We start from the raw sequence: 21,996 nt of genomic DNA on the forward strand, positions 1-21,996 counted from the left end.
TTTATTAGAAAAGGAGAATGAAAAATGAATACAGTGACTATTAAGTTTGGACAAGGTATAGAAGCATGGAAGGATGCGCAAGAAGTATTAAAAATTCTACAAGAAAAAGGTTACAAAGTAGAACCCTACGAAGAAATCGGAACTGTTAATTTAACTAAGGAAATTAAAATGGAAGAAATACTAGTACAAGGAAACATAACTGAAGATTTAAAAAGATTAGGGGTTAATGCTACACGAACATACGGTGACGAAACAACATCTTATCAAGTATATGAAGTTTCGGAAGAGGATTTCAAGATACTGAGTGATGATGCAAGCAAAAGAGATATGGATGATGGTCATTGGAAAAACTGTGGTTGGCGTTGGTGCGAGGGAAGTAATCAAGGTAAAGCAAATGATGTCTTGCTGGTTAATAACAAAGACTTACATTGCTGGGCTGAACCAGTAGAAGATGATCAAGAGGAAGAACCTTATTTTAATGAATACATGCATTTACTAGAATACCTTGAAATGGAGAAAGGTTGTTCTTCTTTCAAAAATGTGTGTGCGCTAGCTAAAGATTTAGCAAAATACAACAATATGACAATGGCTGAATTATTCAGAAAGTATCAAGGGTGGGATGAAGAAAACTAAACAAAAACTTCATTTGATAATTAATTTTAAACATAAATAGAGCACATGAAAGCATGTGCTCTAAGAAAAAAGGCCCTAAAAAGGAGATCGTAAAGAATTTCAGCTGTACTCTATACAGTATGCTTGCTTTATAAATATGTGCCTTAGTAAAAAATATTTCATTTTACACAACAAAGCAGCTAGCCGAAATAGCTAACTGCTCCATTGTACAATTTTAGAAGTTTTAATCGATACGGATATATGTTGTAACAAAAAGTTACAACTATAGTATAAACAAATATCAAAATATTATGCAGGTAAGAAAACTAAACAAAAATTTCATTTTGTAGAAAAGGAGATTAATAAAATGGCATATAGCGGAGATCATGGAGCAGCATTTGAAAATCTAATTAATTGGTCAAATGATATGTATAGAAATAATGAAATTGCATTAATTGAAAAACGAGCAACACCGGTTGTTGTTACAAAAAAATCTAGAGATGGAAGAATAAAAGAAGGGTATTACGAGAAAAAGTCTACAGTGGATTATGATGGGATATATAAAGGACGATTTGTTGCATTTGAGGCCAAGGCTACTATAAATGAAAAACGGTTTGATTTAAAAAATATAAAACCTCATCAATATGAATGGTTATTACAAGCGGAGCAGATGGGTGCAATTTGTTTCATCTTACTGGAATTTAGTAAAGAACATTCTATATTCTTAGTACCATTTGCGTTAATTAAAGAGTATATGGAAGCAGCAGATAATGGTGGTCCAAAATCAATAAAAAGAGAAGTATTTGATGAGAGAGCATTTTTAGTAACACCAACTAATCGTGCGTTAGTCGATTACCTGCAATATGTTGAAAAATTAGAATGGCCAAGTATTAGTTAATTTAATAGAGGGTGAAGATATGAATGCGAAAGAGGCACGTATCAAAATTCTAAATATACAGGATATGCATTGTAAAAATTGTGAGTATCGGTATCGACAGTTGGATCATTGTAGCTCTAATTGCACCATAGGGAAAGAATTAATAAAACTAGGTGTGTATCTAGGTGGCAAAGATGAAGTACAAAGGCGAAAAAGGAAGACGAAAGAAGAATGGGATAGAATTTGTGTAAAAGCTGCAGCTATGAGAGAAGACGGAATGACGTATACAGCTATTGCTAGATACTTTGGTATGGCAGAGGGGAAAAGGGTAGCAGAGCAGTTAAGGAAAAGAGGCTTAGTATAAAATTTCACTTACCGTATTAAAAAGAATAATAAAAATAACGAAAGTAATAGTCCGCATTTAGAGGACGTTGTTTATATTTAGGATGAGAATTCTTCCTATATATAGCCAGCGTCCTCTTTTTTATATAAAAGGAGGAACCTGGCTTATGAAAGAGTTAATAAAGCAGTACAAGGAAACGCTAGAGCAATTAGAATCATCAAAGAAAGGTGCTACAGAAAAGGATGCAGAAATAATTAGTGAAATGATATCAGATATAGAATATGCATTAGAGTGGATGTGTACAGCAAAGAAGCCAGGTAATCGCCGAGGTATTGAACGTAGGGCAGCATATCAGCGCGAGAGACCGTGTGATCCGTTATTAATGCAAAGATATACACGTAGTACGGTAATGCCAGTGTATGAATGGGATACGGAAGCGAAAGAGAGTGTCATATCTGAATGGGATCGTATACAACTAGAAGATGCATTATCAACGCTTACAGAAAGGGAAAAGGAAATATATGTAATGTCTAGAGGGCATGGTTTTACTCAGGAAAAGATTTCTAAATATTTAGGTGTAAAGAGAACTACTGTTCAAGAATATTTAAAAAGAGCAGATAAAAAGATTGGTGAAAGATTGAATGGAAGTTTATTTTGTATATCTTAGAATTCTCTTTTGAAAAAAATGTCGAAATTTGTCGTCAAAAAGCCACCTATATATGAAAGGTTACCGAGACCTGTTCCGATGGTATCTGTTTTGGGTGACCCATGTTGCTGCAAATAGATTCTATAGGGACGTTTTTTTTCAATACACAATGTGCGATGGGATGTTGGGTTTCTTTGCCCATCCCCCGAAAAGGGGGATTAATACAAATTATTCCAAATTAGTGCTTGTGCCGTTTTGGATTACCTGGACCACTTGGTGCTGGTAAAACAACCATATATATGATAACAATGTGTTTTCTTAGTCTATCTGAAGGATTGCTAATTGATTCTGTAACATAAATGTTCGTTTTTGTTACAGTTTCTATTTGAAAATATGAAATGTCTTAACTGTTGAATTGGTCGTAACAAAATACTGTACCAAAAATAATTTGTCACAATATAAAAATGCTACCTTTTTGTTACGTTGATTGTTTATTAATTGGTAATTTATGTCTTATTCCCCTTTTTTGGGGGATGGGCAAAGAAACCCATGTTGCGAATCTCATTGTTACAAATCATTTAATTATGGAGGTGATTCTCATGTAGTAAGGATTAAAAATCCTACCACCTATTTAAAAAGGCGTCGGAAAAAGTGCAAACGTCTTGATATATATCCTTTATAATTCGATATCGGTCAGCGAAGGCCATGCGACAGCCGAAGTATTGACCATTCCTATTCAGAGGGAGGACTTTTAGTCTTCTCTCAGTCACTGAACGTAAAGCGCGTAGCTAAGAATACGGGAATGCAGTGGCTGAGAGAATGTTAAGAGTGATCTTGACATTCGATTCACGTAGACATATCCCCTTATGTTCGAACGTGAATTTCTCCCATCCCCTTTAATATTTTTATAAGCCGTAAAAGAACCGTCATTTTAATAGTGGCGGTTTCTTTTTTAAAGAAAGGATGAGGATATGAGTAATAAAGCAAATTTAGAAATAACAATTATAGCGAACAACGAATTGTTAGAGAAACAGTTAAGAAATAGCAATTTAAGTGATGAAGCAGCTGTTAAGGAATTAAGAGCTGTCACCATACCATTAAGCCACAATAAAATCATTAGTATTCCTTATCTAAAGAGTGAACTATAGCATCCATAATGGGTGCTTTTCTTTGTTATATAAAAATTACACATTAATGAACAAAAATAGAAACATAAAAAGAAAGGATGATTTATATTGCCTAAGTATAAAAAGAAACCAGTTGTTGTTGAAGCTATTCAATGGTTCAAGGGAATGGATATCGAGGGTGTTATTTGTATGAAAAGGCTATCAGATGATTCTGAAGATGGCGGAGTATATAAAGACATTGAAGGTAACTATTGGCACGTTCCTTTTGAGCTTCCTTTGAGATATGAAGATGATAACGGTAGATTGATTGTTCAACATCCTTGTTGGGGATGGATTGAAACATTGGGTAATAATAGTGGTCACGTTGTACATGAAGGAGATTATATCATTACTGGAGTTGATGGTGAAAATTATCCTATTTATCCTATAAAAGAAGAAGTATTCCTTAAAACATATGAACCAGTGGATGATGTTACAAGCATGGTGAGTAAGGAAATGGTTCAATTAGCAAGAGTTAGATCATATTGAAATGATTAAACCAATAGCAATTATCGTAGGCGCTGCCGTGATCTGGGGGCGTCTTGTTTGTTGTTAAGGAAAGATAAGCGCAAACGTGTTGCATTTTAGAAAACAAATGGACACAATGAACGGAAATAGAGGAGGAAATAATAATGAATTTCGGTCAAGCTCTAGAAGCGTTGAAACAAGGTAAAAAAGTAAAAAGGTCTATTTGGGGTGGATATTGGTTTCTCTCCAAGAATCCAGAGGTAAAAGAAGAACTAGACGCTGGATATGTAAGAGGTTTTCAAACTCACGATATGATATTCGCTGTATTAAAAGATAATGGTGGGGTTGCTCCTGCTCAAGCATACCAAGCTGATATGTTAGCGGAAGATTGGGAAATCGTTAACTAAAACTGAACAAAAACAGAGGAGGAAATAACAATGAAAGAAAAAGACTTAAATATTTCAGAAGTACGTGGAGCTAAAAAGAATATCTCAGACTTACAAGTTTATGGTGATGGTGATACATTCGCTCTACTTTGCAAGGCTAGTTCTCAAGAACAAGGATGGATGAAGTCTACAAAGGTTTGTAATGTAATCGGCGGATGTGTAATGCAAGTGACTACACAACAAAAGAATCCAGATGGAAGTTATTCTGTTGCAGAAGCATTAACTTATGTGCCTGGTGTTCATATCGATACAAAAAGTGAACCGAGAAAATTAGTTACTTGTTTCGATGAAATATCTCCTGCTACCGAGTAAAAATACAGGTAGTTAACAAGGTGAATTTTATGCAAGGAAAAGCAGATGTTTGAGGCTGAAAACAGCGAAAAATCAACGATGTATAAAAGAATTTATAATGATAATTTTCAAAAGTGATACAAACGTTGATATGACGGCGTATTTCCCAAAAACCTAGTTTACATAAGTATTCTTATCGGCAGTCATTTTGAATATCTATTCATTTCCCATGCATACAACAAATTTCCTGCCACTATTTTAAAAATAAGATTCTTTTTGGAGTGGTTTTTATGAAAAAGAAGCGATATATGAAGAAAAGAAAGAAAATGAATCTTTATTATGTGACGAATGGATATACAGGCTCTAGCCAAATACATGTGTATGTCATTGCAGAAAACCACGAGAGAGCAGAAGAGTTAGCTTCCAGAAGATTTAGAGAAGACGCTAGAAATAAAGATTATGATGAAGTTCTTGCTAGACATAAAAAATGCGGATGGCCCACAGCTCACTTAAAGGAATATCGTTATGATGACAGTTATTGGACTGACCTAGATGTTTATTGTGAAGCAGAAGATGTATCGCAAGAATTTGTTTCGGATGTAAATGATTAAATGCTGCTTTTTATTTTGGAGGAGGATGAAGGATGGAATCTATAACAAAAATAATTGCTAATTTAGAAAAAAGCGTTAACGATTTACAAAGGGATAATGATGGTTTAAAACAAACATTACTTCATGTTTCAACGACGGTAGAAGCGTTAGGTGAAAAGGTTAGTATGTTAGAAAAGGAATTAGCAACGAAAGCGGATATAACTCATGTTCAATTAATAAATAAACAATCTGAAATAATTAAGAAGATTAACGATAGTAAATCTATTCCTATGGATTGTAAAGTTGGAGTTTCATTAGATGGAAGAGTTGTAGCGGAATCTATTGTCGAGCATACAGCTGATTCAATCAAATGTGGTGTAATTAAAGGGAGTGAGATAAATGAAACTAGATAAACAAGAACAAGCTGTTGTAATTGGTACATTCATTTCAATGTTAGGACAGGATGTTGTGAACGAACGTATTGATAAACATAAATTAGAAAAGGTACTTCCTATCTTTAATGAAATGCAAGATAATACAACACCAAAGCAAAAGAGAGAAGCGATGATTAGTTTGCTTGGTAAAACGTTGGATGAATTCTTAGAAAAGTAGCCATAAAAAAGGAAAAGTAACTCGTATTGGGGACGAATTACTTTTCCGGATGACAATGTTAACTCTATTATAGCAACTTGGACATATTTGTAAAAGAGTAATTTGAATCTTCCGTAAAATAATTTAGGGATTACCGTGAGGTGGTGGTTATGGCTAGACAACGTAGCCCAGACAGAGATAAAGCATTCGAAATATATAAAGCAAGTAAAGGTGAGAAGCCATTAGTTGATATTGCAGCAGAGTTAAATCTCAAACCTTCGCAAATCAGAAAGTGGAAATCACAAGATAAATGGGATGAACAAATGAATGGTAACGTTACTATTGCGAAAAGGAGCGTTACTAATGTTAAAAATCCCAAAACGAAAGAAAAATTAAAAGAGATTTTAGAGGATGAAGAGCTGACCGAAAAGGAACGGCTCTTTTGTTTGTATTATGTGAAATACTTCAATGGTACACAAGCTGCGTTAAAGGCTGGTTACTCCAAAGATGGTGCTCACGTACAAGCTAGCCGATTATTAAGGCGTGAACGCGTTTCCTCTTATATAAAAGAACTTAAAGGTGAGTTAGTCGAGAATGTATTTGTAGAAGCAATGGATGTACTAAAAGAGTACATTAAGATTGCTTTTGCTGATATTACTAACTATGTGACTTTTGGACAAAGGGAAGTTGAACTAGAACCAGAAGAAAGAACAACAGTTGATGAAGAAGGAAAAGAAGTAACGGAATTTATTACGGAAACACGTATGATGAACTTTATTGATTTAGCTGAGTCTGATATGGTAGACGGTTCAATTATCACTGAAGTGAAGCAGGGGCGTGATGGCATCTCCATTAAACTTGCTGACAAAATGAAAGCTCTGGATAAACTGTCATTATACTTTGATTTATTCCCTGATAACTTTAAACGAAAAGTTGATGAAGAAAGATTACACATGCAGCAAGAAGCTCAGAAAGTACAGATCGAGAAGACAAAAGCTGAAATCAAACGTATTGATGATGGTGACGATGATTCGACTATCGAAATTACTGTTGATTACGGTGATGAAGATGAGTAAAACGAAAGTACAGTTCAATCGTATTTTCAAACCAGTTAATGAATGTAGAAAGCGATACAGGGCCTTAAAAGGTTCTGCTGGTAGTGGAAAGTCAACTAATATCGCACAAGATTACATTCTTAAATTATCTGATCCAAAATACCAAGGTGCTAATTTACTCGTTGTACGAAAAATAGACGTTACCAATCGTCACTCTACTTATGCAGAATTAAGAAAGGCGATTAACATCATATTTGGGAAGAAGGCTAGTAAGTATTGGACCATTAGACAAAGTCCTTTAGAAATGGTTTGCAAAACAACAGGCAACATGATTATTTTCCGTGGCATGAAGGATGACAACGAGCGTGAAAAGGTTAAATCGATTACGTTCGAACACGGTAAATTAACATGGATATGGATAGAAGAATCAACAGAGTTGAAAGAAAATGATATTGATATTCTTGATGACCGTTTGCGCGGTATACTACCAAATGAAAATCTGTACTATCAAATTACATTTACGTTTAACCCTGTATCATCTACTCACTGGATCAAGAAAAAATACTTTGATATCGAACATCCTGACATTTTTACTCACCATTCTACTTATTTAACAAACAGGTTTATTGACGATGCGTATCATCGACGTATGATGCTGCGTAAAGAGCAGGACCCAGAAGGATACCAAGTATATGGAGAAGGTGACTGGGGTGAAATTGGCGGTGTAATTCTTAAAAATTATAGAGTTCATGATTTTGACACTTCATTTGAACGATTCGATTCTATGAATCATAGCCAAGACTTTGGTTTTAACCATGCTAATGCCATTCTTACAGGCGGTTGGAAAGATGGAGAGTTATATATTTGCAATGAGATATATGTCCATGAGAAAGACACAAATGAGATTATTGAGATTGCAGATAAACAAGGTTTAAACAAACGTTTGTTTATGTATTGTGACTCTGCTGAACCAGACCGTATTAAGATGTGGAAGAAAGCAGGATACAAAGCTACTGCTGTTGTTAAAAATCCAAACAGTGTAAAAGCTCAAATAGACTATTTGAAAACATTAAAAATACACATCCACCCTTCTTGTGTGAATTTTATTGCAGAAATACAACAATGGAAATGGAAGAAAGATTCAAAAACAGGATTATATTTAGATGAACCTGTTGAAGTATTTGACGATGCTATGGCTGCGTTACGCTATATTATCGAAAGTAAAAGACGTAGCAGAAAAGCAAGAGCTGTTAAGTCAATCTATTAAGGGGGCACGGCAACGATTCGTTCTTTTTCGGGCCACTTGCAAAAAACTTTCAAAATTATGATAAAACAATGACTTTAAGGTAATTAATTTTGAAAGTTTTAAGAATACTTGCTTAAAATGTGTTCTGTAAACATATTTTCCAGCAATATTTACAGGCGTTCTGTAAACTAATCTTGTTAAATTCATCTCAAAAAGTTAACGGAACTCTAATTCTGTTAACTAAAGTACTGAGTGGCCCCAAAAGGAAGTAATCGTTGCCGTCCCCCTTAAGGAGGTGAGACGATGTTTGAACACTATATTCCATTACTGGATGAACAAAATGGTGAACCCACACCTAAGCTACTCAAAAAGATTATTGATGAGTTTGAACCACTAAAACAACGCATGATAAATAGGTATGAACGTTACAAAGCAAGTGAGAAAGGTGTACCTATATTCACACGTGAGTTTAAAGGTGATGGGAATAAGGACAAGGTTAACAACAAGCTAAACAATGATTTCTTTTCTGAAATTATTGATACAAAAATAGGATATATGTTCGGATTGCCTATTTCATACAGTCTAGATCATGAAGACGAGGAAGTATTGAAGCGTATCCAAGACTTTTTAAAATCGAATCATACCGAAGATGCTGACGCGGAAACAGGAAAGTTTGCTTCTATTTGCGGTTATGGAGCGAGACTGCTTTACCATGACAAAGAAGGAATTGAAAAGGTTATGAATATCAAACCTTATGAAGCAATATTTCTTACTAATTCAAGCATTGCAGAGCCTAAATACGCTATCCGCTGCTATCCAATCAAAGTAATCGATGGTGATGATTTCAAAGACGGATACAAAGTGGAATTTTACAATGATACGCAAATCATTGAGTATACTGGTGAAGATTTAGATAAGTTGAAAGAAACGAATCGAATCACTAATTTATACAAAGGTGTACCACTCATTGGATTCCCTAATAATGAGGAATTACAAGGTGATGTAGATAAAGCTATTTCTCTTATCGAGGGATATGATAGAGCTATCTCTGATGTAAATAGTGAGATTGAGCAGTTCCGTTTGGCTTATATGATTTTCAAAGGTGTGGATATAGATGATGATACCATTGAGAAATTAAAACAAACTGGAGCCCTAGATGTAGGCGAGAATGGCGAGGCTTCATTTTTAACTAAGGACCTTAATGACAACATATTAGAACATCATCTCGACAGATTAGAAAAGAATATATGCCGCTTCACAAAGCATGTCAATCTTTCTGATGAATCATTCGGAGGTAACCTCACTGGTGTTGCTATTCGTTACAAATTACTAGCATTAGAAACGAAATCTGGCACATTAGAAGTGAAGTTTACTAAGTCATTGCGTCAACAATTTAAGTTACTATTTGATGCGTGGAACTTACGTTCGAATAAAGAAGAATTAGATTATCTTTGCATGACATTCCAGTTCACACGAAATATTCCTGTTAATTTAGCAGATGAAGCAGAAGTGCAGGCGAAACTACAAGGTTTAATCAGCGAAGAAACTCGTTTATCTTTATTCTCTGCTATTCATGATCCAAAAGCAGAATTACAAAAGATGAAGGAAGAAGAATCGGATTCTATCGATCTTGACGCTGTAAATGAAGGCGGTGAAGATATTGGAATGGGACAAGAAGCAGAAACACCTCCAAAAGATAGAGGACGAGCTGGAAAAGGCGATTCTCTACCTGTATAAAGATGCTTTAGAAGAAGTCAGAGGAATACTGGCTTTTTATTATGCGAAATATGCAGTGAATGAACAGTTGAGCATGCAGGAAATGCGTCGATTCAATCGATATAAGAACCTGCAAAGTGAACTGCAACAAGTTATTAATGAAATAACATATGAGAAAAAGAAAACTCTCAACGAAAAGCTCTCCGCACAATATGGGGAGTCTTTTTATTATACAAGTTACCTTATAGAGCAAGAAGTTGGTGTAGCTCTTTCGTATGGTCTTCTGGACCCGAACGTTATTAAACGTGCGGTACAAATGCCAATCGATAAAATGACACTCAATCAAAGGTTAAGTGCGCATCGAGTGCAGATAATTAGCCGAATACGTAAAGAATTATCCATTGGCCTTAGAAAAGGTGAAGGATATGCGGTAATGGCTAATCGTATTAAGCCTATTCTAGATGGTGATGCGAAGAAAGCACAAATGGTTGCATGGACAGAAAGTGCTAGGGTGCAAAACTTAGGTACTTATGACAGTGCATCTCAAGCTTTCGACGAAGGTGTGTCAATGGAGAAAATTTGGATTTCTACATTAGATAAACGTACACGTCCTACTCATCAAGCAGCAGATCATCAGAAAGTACCGTTTAAAGGATTATTTAAAGTTGGTGGTTATAGCTGTGAATATCCACATGACAGTAATTTACCTGCTAAAGAAGTTGTGCGCTGCCGCTGTACATTCATTACTGAAGTAGCGGATGTTAGTCCATTCGTTGAGAGAAGGGCTAGAAATCCAACAACAGGCAGGAATGAAGTGATTACCGCAGTTAGTTATGAAGAATGGAAGGATGGTTTATGATGAGCAAAAATACAGTAACAAAAGAACAGGTAGAAAAGATTATCAATGAAGCAGAAATTGAAATTAAAACTTTTTTTGGTAAATGTACAGTTGTAACTGCGAAATTATCGAATGGGTTTGTAATAGTTGAAAGCTCTGCTTGTGTAGATCCAGCTAATTATGATGAAAATCTAGGTGCTCAAATTTGCTTAGAAAGAATCACTAATAAAATTTGGGAACTAGAAGGATATAAGTTGCAAAGTAAATTATCAGAACAAAAATAAAACACTTGAGGGCTTATGGATTACGAACTAAATAGGGCGTAGTCATAGGAACTCAAAGGAGGAAAAATGATGAATATTTTACAAAGACATAAGCAGTTACAGTTTTTTGAAGAAAAGGAAGTAACGAAATTACCTTTACGTTTATCAAATCTGCAATTCTTTTCTGATCCTACGCCACCTGCAGATGATACGCCACCAGATGAGCAAATGCCACCTGTTGATGATACGAAAGAACCACAGTTAGATGAAGCGACGAAAGCATTTATCGAGAAAATGGTTCAATCAGCAGAAGACAAAGTACGTACCAGATATACGAAAGAATTGAACGCTACTAAAAAAGAGTTAGAAAGCTTCCGTACTGCTTCTATGACCGCTCAAGAAAAAGCGGAATATGAAATGAAGCAACTCCAGGAGCAAAACGATGAACGAGAAAAAGTATTACACCAAAAAGAAATGCAATGGGCTGCAACTGAGGCGCTGTCCGAAGTAGGACTAGACCTCAAATTTGTGGACTTTGTTATTGGTGCTGATGCAGATGATACAAAAGGGCGTGTAGCGAAGCTTAATGAGTTATTCAATACTTCATTAGAAGCTAAAGTAGCTGAGAAATTTAAAGCAGCAGGACGCGAAATTCATGCTAGTGGTGGTACTGGTGCTGTATTCACACGCCAACAAGTAGCATCAATGAGTCAATCTGAAATTAATGAAAACTGGGATCAAATCCAAAAAGATATGCGCACTTGGGGTAAGTAGATAAATGGTATTTATGGTATAATTAAGGCGGAGATAGGTTTGGATTAGCTACCCAAACTGAAACGGGTTGTCCGTCAATCCTTTCTCTATTTTAATTGACGGAAATATCATTTTGACGGAGATGATAACATGTCTATCGGCATTTATACCATTACTAATGTAGAAAATAAAAAAGTGTATATTGGGCAAAGTACAAATTTAGAGGCAAGAGAAAATAGGCATTTTTGGTTTTTAAAACAGAATAGACATCCTAATGATCACTTACAGAAAGCGTTCAATAAATATGGTCAAGATAACTTCGTATTTGAAATTATCGAGGAGACTACCGATACTGATCTTGACAAAAAAGAGATGTATTATATATCTCTTTTAAAATCTAATAATCGTAAATATGGTTATAACAAAGAAACTGGTGGATCGTTAGGGAAAAGACATTCTGAAGAAACTCGTAAATTAATGAGCGAGAAGAAGAAAGAATTTGCTAATCTTCCCGAACAAAAGAAACGTGTTTCTGAATGGGCGAAAAATAGGAAAAGAAGTGAAAAAGAGAGAAAACTTCACAGAGATCGTTTGCAAGGAGAAAGAAGCTCACTGGCAAAACTTTCTGAAGAAAATGTGAGAGAGATTAAAACAGCTCTTTTTCTAGGGATTGCACCAAAAGAGTTATCTGATATATTTAATGTTACTTTTCAAACAATATACGATATTAGAAATGTGAAAACTTGGTCGCATGTCCTTCCTAGATTGAACGCTTCTTTGTTAAACAACCCATTCTTGCAAGAAAGAGACGCAAAAATATTGTCTTTATATAAATACGGATTATCCTTTCGTGCTATCGGAAGAGAATTGAATATCTCGCATCAAACAGTTAGTAAAATTATAAAACAAACAAAAGAGGTCGCTATTTAAGTGGCCTCTTTTGTTATGGACAAACTAAGGAGGAACTAATATATGTCAGTAGCAACTTTTATTCCAACAATTTGGGAAGCGCGCTTAATGGCGAACTTCCACAAGCGTTCTATCGCTGATTTAATCACAACAAAACCAACAAAGATCGAAGGTAACAAAATTATCTTTAACCGTGTTGGTGCTGTAAATGTAAAAGACTATTCCGGTTCAGTTGAATGGGATGATACAAACCCTTCTAAAGTAGAAATTAACATGGACCAAAAGAAATACTTTGCTTTCAAGGTAGATGATGTAGATGCTGCACAAGCCGCTGGGGATTTAATTGACCCGCATACACAAGAAGCTGGTTCAGTACTTCAAGAAACAGTAGATACATTTGTTTTAGGTCTTTATACAGGTGCTCATAAAGACAACATAATCGGAACTGACTCTGCTCCAATTGAATTATCACCTAAGAATGCATACGACTACATTGTTGACCTTAATACAAAGTTAAACATGAAAAAAGTGCCTAAAACTGAGCGTTTTACAATTATCAATTCTCAAGTACTTGGATTACTATCTAAAGACGACCGTTTCACTAAACAACCTGTCATCTTAGAGAATGGTGTTGTTGAAGGACAAGTTATCAATGGGTCTCAAATAGTCGTGTCAGAAGAAACGCCAAATACATCTGGTAAATACAAAATTCTTGGACTTCACAAATCAGCAATTGGTCACGGCAAACAATTAAATGAAACGGAAGCACAACGTCTTCAAAATTCATTTGCAGATGGGGTTCGTGGCCTTATGGTTTATGGTGCTGGTGTACTACGTCAAGAGTCATTAGCAGTACTTACAGCAACAATCGCACCAACTACACCACCAGCAGGAGGAGAGGCTTAAGCCTTTCCTCTTTTCTTTTGAAAGGAGAGATAGTATGCCTTGGTTTTTAAATACAAATACAGGGGTTACTTGGGAAGTGACGGATGCAGATCATGTAAAACGCTGCAAGAATGATCCTATATATGAAGAAGTAGACGAACCAAAACAAGAAGTGGTTAAAAAGAAAAGACAAACCCCTGCAAAGTCGAGTGAGTAAATGGATATGAAAGCAGAAATTCTAAAACGTGTACAAACTAAACTGCCTAATATAACCCCTGAGATTTTATTAGTAGACATTGAAGATACAATGTTGATGGTTGCTGAGTACACCAATAGAACTATTCCTGAATTCCCTCTTGCTTATCCTGGTATCATCGCTAAAATGGTGGTTCATCAGTATAAGGAGCAGGAAAGAGAAGGGAAGAAAAGTGAGTCATTAGGTAACTACTCGGTTACTTATGATGATGTGGGAGATTATCCAGCAAGCATCACGAAAGGACTGAAAGTGAGGCTGCGTGTCTTATGATTCAATCGATGATTCGTAAGTTTGGCAAAGATGCTTCAGTACTTCGTAATTCTGGTTCTGATGATGGACCATATCCAAAAGAAGAATGGGAACAAATTAACACTGTTAAAGGTGTACTAGATGCTATTCAAGGGACAAAGGATGCTCGCAACAAGAAAGTAGAAGAGAAAAGTACACACTTTTTTTACTGCTTACCACTTGATATAACGATTCAAGACAGATTAGTCATTGATAAGAAGGTATACAGTGTTACTTATCCTGGTGAGCCAATGAATGCAGGAAGATTCCTTCAAATAGAATTGGAGATGTTGCCATATGAGCATGCAGTTTAGGTCTAATAGAGCCCAAGTGATGGCAAAACACTTAACAGCTAAGAAAGCGGCTCATACTGCTATTGGCCAATTTGTATCATCTAAGGCTAAATTACTTGCTGCTGTAGACACTGGCAATCTAAGAAGAAGCATTAGTTCCAAAGCAGAGCAAGAAAAGGTTGTTATTGGTACATCTTCTGATTACGGCATTTATATCGAGAAAGGTACAGGTATTTATGCGGAAGATGGAGATGGTCGTAAAACCCCTTGGATGTACCGCGATCCTAAAACCGGGAAGATGGTTAAAACGAAAGGACAACACGCACAACCTTATCTTAGACCAGCGGCAGAGAACAACAAGCCACAAATTACACAAGTAGGAACAAGAACTTATTCGTCATTAATGAGGTAGATACCATGAATGACTTTATTAACATATTACACGGTGAATTGAAACGAATTCACAAAGAATCGTATTATGAGATCGCTAAAACAACGGCTGATATGCCTTATCTGGTGTATACAGTGAACGATGATAAAGAACCATGGGGACGGAAGAATATCATGCTTACAATTGATATTTACGGTATTTCTGCTCATATAGCGAAGATTGACCAATTGATTACTGATTTAGAAAAGAATCTTCATAGGAAAAGATTAAGCAGTGCTGAATTTGGTGCTGCTATTTCTTATCTTTCGAGTCAGAAAGTACCTGATCCAGATCCAAATATAAGACGCAAAGAAGTGCGGTTCATTTTACGAACTTATTTTAAACAATAGAAAGGGTTGATTGTATGGCAGCTCCACAACCAAAACCAGAGAATGTCCTCTTCGGAGATTGGGGTGCATTCTTCTTTAACTACGGAGAAACAGATGAACTACCAGTAGGCGCTACACAAGGTGGCGGCTCTTTTAAGTATGAACCAGAGTTTAAAGAAATTGAATATGATGGTTCTCCTGGTGACACTATGGGGATGAAACGTATTACAAAATCAAAAACTCAAATCAGTTTTAAAACGCTTGAATTCCTTGATAAAGATAAAATTAAAAACTTTATTGCTGGATTGAAAGTATCTGAAGAGACTGTTACGAAAGATGGAAAAACTATCAAATACGATGTAATTGAAGCGACAGAACGTCTTACGAAAGAAAGTTATCTTAAAAATGTGGCATGGGTAGGCGAAACATTAGGTGGCGATATCGTTGAAATTATCGTATATAACGCATTATCTGACGGTTCATTAGAACTAGGATTCGAAAACGAAAGTGAAGTTGTTCCAGAAGTAACATTCACAGGACATCGTGATCCAGAAAATATTCGAAAAGTACCATGGAAAAAACGTATTTTAACAGCGACAGAAGCAGCAAAATTAATACCAGAAGGTTAAGGAGTAGGGGCAATCCCTGCTCTTTTTATTTTAAGGAGGAATCGATATGACTATTGATATTCAAGAAAAAGAATACAAAGTGAGACAAATTCATGGCGGAGATTTATTTTCTGTAGTTCGTATTTTGAAGAAATCGAAATTTAAGGTTGATGTTAACTTACTAAAAGATTTAATGATGGGCGTACGAAATAAAGAAGGGGCAACACAAGCTGATGTATTAGCTGCACAAGAGACGTTTGGTTACGACATCATTATGAAGTTTATCTTTGGATTAGAAGAAGCGGAACAGGAATTCTTTGAGTTTGTAGCTGGACTTTTAATTCATGAGGATGAAAACGGTAAAAAAACATCTCCAGAATGGGAAGCAATACGAACTTTAAATCTAGAAGCGTTAATTAAGTTATTTACTGCAATCAAAGATTCAGAAGTTGGATTGGTTAAACTTTTTTCCAATGCGGTGAACTTGATGAAATAGACTTCATCGATACATTAGCTTCTCGTTATCCAAATATGGAGTATATACGTGGTTTGGATGCCGAGATAGTTATTAATCTGTATCTCACCGCAAAGAAAAAAGAAATGGATCGCATGTTATGGGAAGAATGGTGCGCTTTACAGCCATATTGTGAAGAAACATTTCCTCAATTTAAACATAAACGCGAAAACCCAACGCAAAAACAGGTACAACAATACAACGATTCAATCGAACAAACATCGAAACGGAAACTTACAAAAGAAGAAGTGTTTGCTCGAGTTGCGAAAATCCGCGGAAAGGCGGGTGAATAAATGGAATTATTTCGTATGTTCGGTTCAATATTCTTACGTGATGATGAATTACGAAGGGGATTGAACCAAGCAGAACAGCAAGGTCAGCGTACGACTGGCGTTTTAAATAGAGGTTTTAGCCGAATGGGACAAGCAGCTGGAGTTATGGGAGCTGCTGTTGGTTCTTCTGCTTTAGCTATTGGCGGTATGGCGGGAATAGCGGTAGGAGCTGGTGCTGCTTTAGCGGGGATTGTATCGGCTGGTGCAGGTTTTGAAAAGACAATGTCGGCTGTACAAGCTGTAACAGGTGCATCTGGTCAGGACATGAAAAAAATGTCTGAACTAGCTAAGAAGATGGGTTCGGAAACGAAATTCAGTGCATCTCAAGCGGCTGAAGGCATGCAATACCTTGGTATGGCAGGCTTTAAAACGAACGAAATCATGGAAGCTATGCCGGGTATGCTGTCGTTAGCTGCAGCTGGTCAATTAGATTTAGGATTAGCTGCTGATATTACATCAAATATCATGTCGGGATTTGGATTGAAAGCCGATCAGGCGACTCATTCTGCCGATGTGTTAGCAAAAGCTGCTTCTAGTTCTAATACAAATGTAGAACAAATGGGTGAAGCAATGAAGTACGCTGCCGGCTCAGCATCAACTGTTGGTTTTACGATGGAAGAAACATCTGCCGCTATGATGGCAATGGCGAATGCTGGATTACAAGGTTCTGTTGCGGGGCAAGCATGGGGGACATCGTTAAACCGATTAGCTAAACCGACAAAAGAAATGAAGAAAGTTATGGGTGAATTGAATTTAGAATTCTTTGATTCACAAGGAAAAATTAAACCATTACCACAACTTGTTAGTGAGTTAGAACAGAAAACAGCTGGCATGACAAATCAACAAAAAGCGGCGACATTATCAACATTATTTGGTGCAGAAGCATTTAAAAACTGGGCTGCATTAATGAAAGTTGGAGGGGAAGAGCTAGGAAGGATGACAGATGGGCTTGTTCATGCCGATGGTGCAGCTAAGAAAATGGCAGATACAATGTCAAACAACCTTTCTGGTAAATGGGATGAATTTAAATCTAAATTAGAAGGTTTAGGTATTACTATATTCACCATTATTGCCCCTGCCTTATACGCAATTCTTCAAGGTGCTATAGATGCTGTAAATGGTATAGATATGTTCATTCAATCTATCATTCCTTTAGATTCTTATATTGAAAATGTAGGAAGAATATCTGAAGCATTAAAAGCTATGTGGCAAGCGGCAGCCGGAGACAGGAATGCCATGGTGGAAGGTTACGATATTCTTACTAAATTAGGTTTCTCTGCTAATGCAATTCAAACAATACAGAGTATCACTGAAGCTGTACGATTTGGTGTAGAAACCATAAAAGGTCTTGTTGCTGGTGATTGGGGTTCGGCTTATAATCTTCTAGAAAAATTAGGATTCTCACCTGAGAAAATAGCTGATATACAAATGTTTGTTCAAGATGTTCAGTTACAAATTAGTAGTTTCATAGCGAATATACAATCCTTAATTTCCGCAGCAGCTCCTGTAATTATGGGCATAATCGGAGCTACTTGGGATTTTATTAAAGGTGTATTCAATACAATCGCTCCTTATTTAATGCCTTTACTGACAGACGTAATGTCGTTTGTAAACGGGATTATATCTCAAATCACTTCGTTTTGGAAAGAAAATGGAGATCAAATTGTTCAAGCTGTAAAAAATGCATTTTCGATTATTCAATCTATTATTTCTGTTGTAATGCCAGTTGTAATGATGATTGTAAAAAGTGCATGGGATGCTATTAAAGATATTATCCAAGGCGGAGTAAATATCATCATGGGTATTATTAAATTTTTTGCTGCACTACTGACAGGTGATTTTCGAGGTATGTGGGATGCAGCGAAACAAATTTTCAGTGGAGCTATCCAATTAATTTGGGGGCTTATTAATTTATCGTTTGTAACGAAGATTTTAGGAGCAGCGAAAGGATTGGCGATGTCCTTCGGATCAGCAATTAAGGGAATGTGGTCTACTGTCGTTGGATATTTCAAGACATTTATCAAGGAACCGATCGCCTCTGTAGTTCGTATGGCAATTGATATAGGCGAAGCTGCTATGAAAATCAAAGACAAACTTATTAATCCTATTAAAGAAGCTTGGAATGGAATTATGGGATGGATTGATAAAATTAAAAACGGCGTAGCAAATATGTTTAGTGGCATTCACATTCCTGTTCCGAAAATTAGTGTAAACGGATCACTGAATCCTGTTAATTGGGCAAGTGAAGGTTTACCATCTTTTAGTGTTAAGTGGGCTGCAAACGGCGCTTTAATTAAACCTGGTAACCCTACATTAATTGGGGTTGGGGATGCACGAGGATATGACGAAACGGTTTTACCGCTGCGAAAACAAACCTTCGATGCAATTGCTAATGGAATAATGGGGTCGCTACCATTAACTCAACAAGCTGGAGCGCAACAATATGCATCACAAGGCCCTACTATTTTGCAAGTTAATTTAAACGGCAGAGAAATAGCAAAGGAAATCTACTCAGATGTTAGCAAGTTTCAAGAAAGCGAGAAAGAAAGATTGAAAGTATTTTAGGTAGGTGATGATATGACTGGAATCAGTTTCTTTAGTTTTAACGGGAAAAGAAATCCAAATGTAATCCCATTGCAGGGGAAAAAACGCCCTGCATGGGCTCCTTTGGAACGTACATTTTTGGAAGTTCCTCACTATCCAGGTGGGCGTTTGATAAGAACACAAACAAAAATGAGAAAAATAATTGTACCAGTTGCATTATTTTATGAATCTATGGAAGAGGCCGAAAAGTTAAAGGAAGAAATAGCTAATTGGCTTATTACAGACCAACCCCAAGAACTGATCTTTGATGATGAAAAAGATCGCACGTATTTGGCTCTTATTGATGAATCGTTTGACCCACAGCAATTAGTGAATTTAGGAGAAGGAGTCCTTACTTTTGTTTGTGAAATGCCATATAAGTTAGGACCTACTAAAACGGTAGAATTTGAAATGGATGGACGTGGGTTAATAGCAAATGTTCAAAATAAAGGAACGGTTCATTCAGAGCCAATTATTGAAATTGAAGTTGCGAATCCATCTACATTTTTAGATGTCTGGAATAAAGATGAATACCTCAGAATTGGTTATCCCCTTCAAGCTGATCAGTTACCTGTAGAAAGAAAACAAAGAGTAATGTGGGATCAAATGTCTACTACAGTAGGATGGACAAGTGTATCGCAGTTTGAAAACACTAAAGGTGGAGGTACATTAAAATCTAACGGACATCAATTCTATGTAGAAGATTATGGCGATACGAACTACAAAGGGAATCATGGGGCGGTTGTTAAAAAGAGCATTCCTGGAGGACCATTACAAGATTTTATAATGGATGCTTATGTAAGATTCAATTGTAGTAGTTATGTACAAATGGGACAAGTAGAAGTAGCCCTACTTGATGAGAATAGTAAACCTGTAGTCCGACTGTCACTAAGCGATGTATATTGGGAGGCTGAAGAAACATTTGGCGTTGCCAAGATTGCTTATCCAGGGCATCAAGCAGAACAAGTAATGCTCTATACACGCGGTATGCATCCTTGGACGTGGAATAATTTTTATGGAAAGTTATGTGTACATCGCATTGGGAATGAATGGGAGTTTTATATTGCAAAATTTGCTGATGGAACTGAGATTGATGATGCTGGAGCAAAAGCTAATTGGGTAGACAAAGATGGGATTTTGATGAATAAAGTTGCGCAGGTGCAACTTTCTATCTGTCAATGGTGGAACAATAATCCGGCTGTACTCATGACAGTTGATGATATTAAGATTTGGAAAGTTAACCAAAATACAAGTAATAATCCTCCTTATATTGTTGAGAAAGGAGATAAAGTGCAAATCGATACAGCTAAAAGTCTAATTAGTATTAATGGTACAAGTGCAATTAATCTGAAGGACTTATTTAGTGATTATCCTAAAATAACTAAGGACCAGAATAAACTTGAAATTATGCCATCTAACATAGGGATAGCAAAGGTTACATATAGGGAGCGTTTTAGATGAGAACACCCAGCGGATTACTTCATGTTGTTGATTTTAAAACAGACCAAATTATAGCAGCTATTCAACCAAAGGACTACTGGGCTGATAACCGTCATTGGGAAATCAAAAATAACATTGATACGTTAGAATTCAAAACTTTTGACGGCACTCCACATGCAGTTACATTACAGCAACAGAACTTGGTTTTAAAGGAAGTACGAGATGGTCGAATTGTTCCGTATGTTATTAACAATGAAGTAGAAAAAGATTCAAATGATAGATCATTAACTGTACACTCGTCTGGTGCCTGGGTTCAAATAGCGAAAGATGGGATTATTAAACCTCAACGTATAGAGAGCGAAACAGTTAATACGTTTATTGATATCGCTCTTGCCGATTCAATATGGCAACGTGGAATAACGGATTATTCTTCATTCCACAGTATGACTATCGACGAATTTATCGATCCTCTCACTTTTTTAAAAAAAATTGCTTCTTTGTTTGAGTTAGAAATCCAATATCGCGTCGAAGTAATGGGTTCCAAGATTACTGGCTGGTACGTAGATATGATAAAGAAGCGAGGTCGAGAAACTGGTAAGGAAGTAACTCTAGGAAAAGATTTAGTTGAGGTTAGAAGAATTGAGCATTCTAGAGATATTTGCACAGCACTTGTCGGATTTGTACGAGGTGAAGGTGACAAACTTATCACGGTGGAGAGCATAAATAAAGGACTACCTTACATCGTCGATAATGACGCATTTCAGCGATGGAATGCGCATGGTAAACATAAATTTGGTTTCTACACTCCAGAAACAGAAGACCAAAATATGACACCACAACGATTAATGACTTTGATGAAGACTGAATTAAAGAAGCGTGTCAATTCTTCAGTTTCTTACGAAGTAGAAGCGCAATCGATTGGACGTATTTTCGGACTAGCACATGAACTAATTAACGAAGGCGATACGATTCGAATCAAAGATACGGGCTTCACACCTAAGTTGTACCTTGAAGCACGTGTAATTGCGGGTGATGAATCTTTTACGGATCCTACACAAGATAAATATGTGTTTGGTGATTATAGAGAGATAGTAGACCCAGACGAGGAATTACGAAAGATTTACAATCGAATCCTTAGTAAATTCGGTGAGAAACAAGAAATGCTGGATCAGTTAGATAAATTAGTGAAAGATGCAAATGAAACAGCTAGTAATGCTAAGAAAGAATC

30 protein-coding genes are annotated in these 21,996 nt (G+C 36.3%); all 30 read left to right on the plus strand.

Features of this window, described 5'->3' with window-relative positions; translation table 11 throughout:
* Positions 1–168 precede the first annotated feature (168 nt).
* Positions 169–633 carry a hypothetical protein gene (locus tag MHH27_RS31560; RefSeq protein ID WP_340946077.1) on the plus strand — a complete coding sequence of 155 codons (465 nt, stop codon included), beginning with the start codon at positions 169–171 and terminating at the stop codon, positions 631–633.
* 346 nt (positions 634–979) lie between these two features.
* Positions 980–1,510, plus strand: coding sequence for a Holliday junction resolvase RecU (locus tag MHH27_RS31565; RefSeq protein ID WP_340946016.1), 531 nt, complete (start codon positions 980–982; stop codon positions 1,508–1,510).
* 19 nt (positions 1,511–1,529) lie between these two features.
* Complete coding sequence (locus MHH27_RS31570) at positions 1,530–1,853, plus strand: hypothetical protein (RefSeq protein ID WP_340946019.1); 324 nt, start codon at positions 1,530–1,532, stop codon at positions 1,851–1,853.
* 145 nt (positions 1,854–1,998) lie between these two features.
* Positions 1,999–2,499, plus strand: coding sequence for a sigma-70 family RNA polymerase sigma factor (locus MHH27_RS31575; protein WP_340946022.1), 501 nt, complete (start codon positions 1,999–2,001; stop codon positions 2,497–2,499).
* A gap of 950 nt (positions 2,500–3,449) precedes the next feature.
* Positions 3,450–3,626, plus strand: a complete 177-nt coding sequence (locus MHH27_RS31580; RefSeq protein WP_340946024.1) for a hypothetical protein — start codon at positions 3,450–3,452, stop codon at positions 3,624–3,626.
* An 87-nt stretch (positions 3,627–3,713) separates the two neighbouring features.
* On the plus strand, positions 3,714–4,133 hold the full coding sequence (locus MHH27_RS31585) for a hypothetical protein (RefSeq protein ID WP_340946026.1): 420 nt from the start codon (positions 3,714–3,716) through the stop codon (positions 4,131–4,133).
* 143 nt (positions 4,134–4,276) lie between these two features.
* Complete coding sequence (locus MHH27_RS31590) at positions 4,277–4,519, plus strand: DUF2829 domain-containing protein (RefSeq protein ID WP_340946028.1); 243 nt, start codon at positions 4,277–4,279, stop codon at positions 4,517–4,519.
* A gap of 30 nt (positions 4,520–4,549) precedes the next feature.
* Positions 4,550–4,870 (plus strand): hypothetical protein, encoded by a 321-nt coding sequence (locus MHH27_RS31595; protein WP_340946030.1) that lies wholly within the window; start codon positions 4,550–4,552, stop codon positions 4,868–4,870.
* 269 nt (positions 4,871–5,139) lie between these two features.
* Positions 5,140–5,460 (plus strand): hypothetical protein, encoded by a 321-nt coding sequence (locus MHH27_RS31600; protein ID WP_340946031.1) that lies wholly within the window; start codon positions 5,140–5,142, stop codon positions 5,458–5,460.
* A gap of 32 nt (positions 5,461–5,492) precedes the next feature.
* Positions 5,493–5,852 (plus strand): hypothetical protein, encoded by a 360-nt coding sequence (locus MHH27_RS31605; protein WP_088065277.1) that lies wholly within the window; start codon positions 5,493–5,495, stop codon positions 5,850–5,852.
* Positions 5,839–6,051 (plus strand): hypothetical protein, encoded by a 213-nt coding sequence (locus tag MHH27_RS31610; protein WP_340946034.1) that lies wholly within the window; start codon positions 5,839–5,841, stop codon positions 6,049–6,051. The genes MHH27_RS31605 and MHH27_RS31610 overlap by 14 nt, the downstream gene beginning before the upstream one ends.
* A 149-nt stretch (positions 6,052–6,200) precedes the next feature.
* Positions 6,201–7,106 carry a terminase small subunit gene (locus MHH27_RS31615; RefSeq protein ID WP_106103724.1) on the plus strand — a complete coding sequence of 302 codons (906 nt, stop codon included), beginning with the start codon at positions 6,201–6,203 and terminating at the stop codon, positions 7,104–7,106.
* Positions 7,057–8,352 (plus strand): PBSX family phage terminase large subunit, encoded by a 1,296-nt coding sequence (locus MHH27_RS31620; RefSeq protein ID WP_340946079.1) that lies wholly within the window; start codon positions 7,057–7,059, stop codon positions 8,350–8,352. Before MHH27_RS31615 ends, MHH27_RS31620 begins: the two co-directional genes overlap by 50 nt.
* Positions 8,353–8,634: 282 nt before the next feature.
* Positions 8,635–10,068, plus strand: coding sequence for a phage portal protein (locus MHH27_RS31625; protein WP_340946037.1), 1,434 nt, complete (start codon positions 8,635–8,637; stop codon positions 10,066–10,068).
* Positions 10,069–10,141: 73 nt separating this feature from the next.
* Positions 10,142–10,906 (plus strand): phage minor head protein, encoded by a 765-nt coding sequence (locus MHH27_RS31630; protein WP_340946081.1) that lies wholly within the window; start codon positions 10,142–10,144, stop codon positions 10,904–10,906.
* The gene (locus tag MHH27_RS31635) at positions 10,906–11,169 is read left to right on the plus strand and encodes a Gp49 family protein (protein ID WP_242298638.1); all 264 of its coding nucleotides are present in this window, start codon (positions 10,906–10,908) and stop codon (positions 11,167–11,169) included. The genes MHH27_RS31630 and MHH27_RS31635 overlap by 1 nt, the downstream gene beginning before the upstream one ends.
* 69 nt (positions 11,170–11,238) lie before the next feature.
* A complete protein-coding gene (locus MHH27_RS31640; protein ID WP_340946041.1) occupies positions 11,239–11,922 on the plus strand; it encodes a DUF4355 domain-containing protein in 684 nt (227 codons plus the stop codon).
* A gap of 129 nt (positions 11,923–12,051) precedes the next feature.
* Positions 12,052–12,831, plus strand: coding sequence for a GIY-YIG nuclease family protein (locus MHH27_RS31645; RefSeq protein ID WP_303467674.1), 780 nt, complete (start codon positions 12,052–12,054; stop codon positions 12,829–12,831).
* A gap of 42 nt (positions 12,832–12,873) precedes the next feature.
* Positions 12,874–13,716 carry a phage major capsid protein gene (locus tag MHH27_RS31650; RefSeq protein WP_000109623.1) on the plus strand — a complete coding sequence of 281 codons (843 nt, stop codon included), beginning with the start codon at positions 12,874–12,876 and terminating at the stop codon, positions 13,714–13,716.
* A 34-nt stretch (positions 13,717–13,750) separates the two neighbouring features.
* A complete protein-coding gene (locus MHH27_RS31655) occupies positions 13,751–13,912 on the plus strand; it encodes a hypothetical protein (RefSeq protein WP_001145765.1) in 162 nt (53 codons plus the stop codon).
* A complete protein-coding gene (locus MHH27_RS31660) occupies positions 13,913–14,221 on the plus strand; it encodes a hypothetical protein (RefSeq protein WP_340946051.1) in 309 nt (102 codons plus the stop codon).
* Positions 14,218–14,553: a head-tail adaptor protein gene (locus tag MHH27_RS31665; protein WP_256423828.1), complete on the plus strand. Its 336-nt coding sequence runs from the start codon at positions 14,218–14,220 to the stop codon at positions 14,551–14,553. The genes MHH27_RS31660 and MHH27_RS31665 overlap by 4 nt, the downstream gene beginning before the upstream one ends.
* Positions 14,537–14,944 carry an HK97-gp10 family putative phage morphogenesis protein gene (locus MHH27_RS31670; protein WP_340946057.1) on the plus strand — a complete coding sequence of 136 codons (408 nt, stop codon included), beginning with the start codon at positions 14,537–14,539 and terminating at the stop codon, positions 14,942–14,944. The genes MHH27_RS31665 and MHH27_RS31670 overlap by 17 nt, the downstream gene beginning before the upstream one ends.
* Positions 14,945–14,949: 5 nt before the next feature.
* Positions 14,950–15,312 carry a hypothetical protein gene (locus MHH27_RS31675; protein ID WP_340946060.1) on the plus strand — a complete coding sequence of 121 codons (363 nt, stop codon included), beginning with the start codon at positions 14,950–14,952 and terminating at the stop codon, positions 15,310–15,312.
* 14 nt (positions 15,313–15,326) lie between these two features.
* Positions 15,327–15,920, plus strand: coding sequence for a hypothetical protein (locus tag MHH27_RS31680; RefSeq protein WP_256423825.1), 594 nt, complete (start codon positions 15,327–15,329; stop codon positions 15,918–15,920).
* Positions 15,921–15,966: 46 nt separating this feature from the next.
* The gene (locus MHH27_RS31685; protein WP_256423824.1) at positions 15,967–16,395 is read left to right on the plus strand and encodes a hypothetical protein; all 429 of its coding nucleotides are present in this window, start codon (positions 15,967–15,969) and stop codon (positions 16,393–16,395) included.
* Between the two features lie 104 nt (positions 16,396–16,499).
* Entirely contained in the window at positions 16,500–16,706 is a 207-nt protein-coding gene (locus MHH27_RS31690; RefSeq protein WP_340946064.1) for a hypothetical protein, read from the plus strand.
* A complete protein-coding gene (locus MHH27_RS31695; RefSeq protein ID WP_340946068.1) occupies positions 16,707–19,310 on the plus strand; it encodes a phage tail tape measure protein in 2,604 nt (867 codons plus the stop codon).
* Positions 19,311–19,322: 12 nt separating this feature from the next.
* Positions 19,323–20,789, plus strand: coding sequence for a distal tail protein Dit (locus MHH27_RS31700; RefSeq protein ID WP_340946071.1), 1,467 nt, complete (start codon positions 19,323–19,325; stop codon positions 20,787–20,789).
* A partial coding sequence (locus MHH27_RS31705) for a phage tail spike protein (RefSeq protein WP_340946073.1) occupies positions 20,786–21,996 on the plus strand: 1,211 nt, incomplete at its 3' end. The genes MHH27_RS31700 and MHH27_RS31705, both read left to right, overlap by 4 nt.

It is taken from the genome of Bacillus sp. FSL L8-0152, from assembly GCF_038006365.1.
GTDB classification, from domain to species: Bacteria; Bacillota; Bacilli; order Bacillales; family Bacillaceae_G; genus Bacillus_A; species Bacillus_A cereus.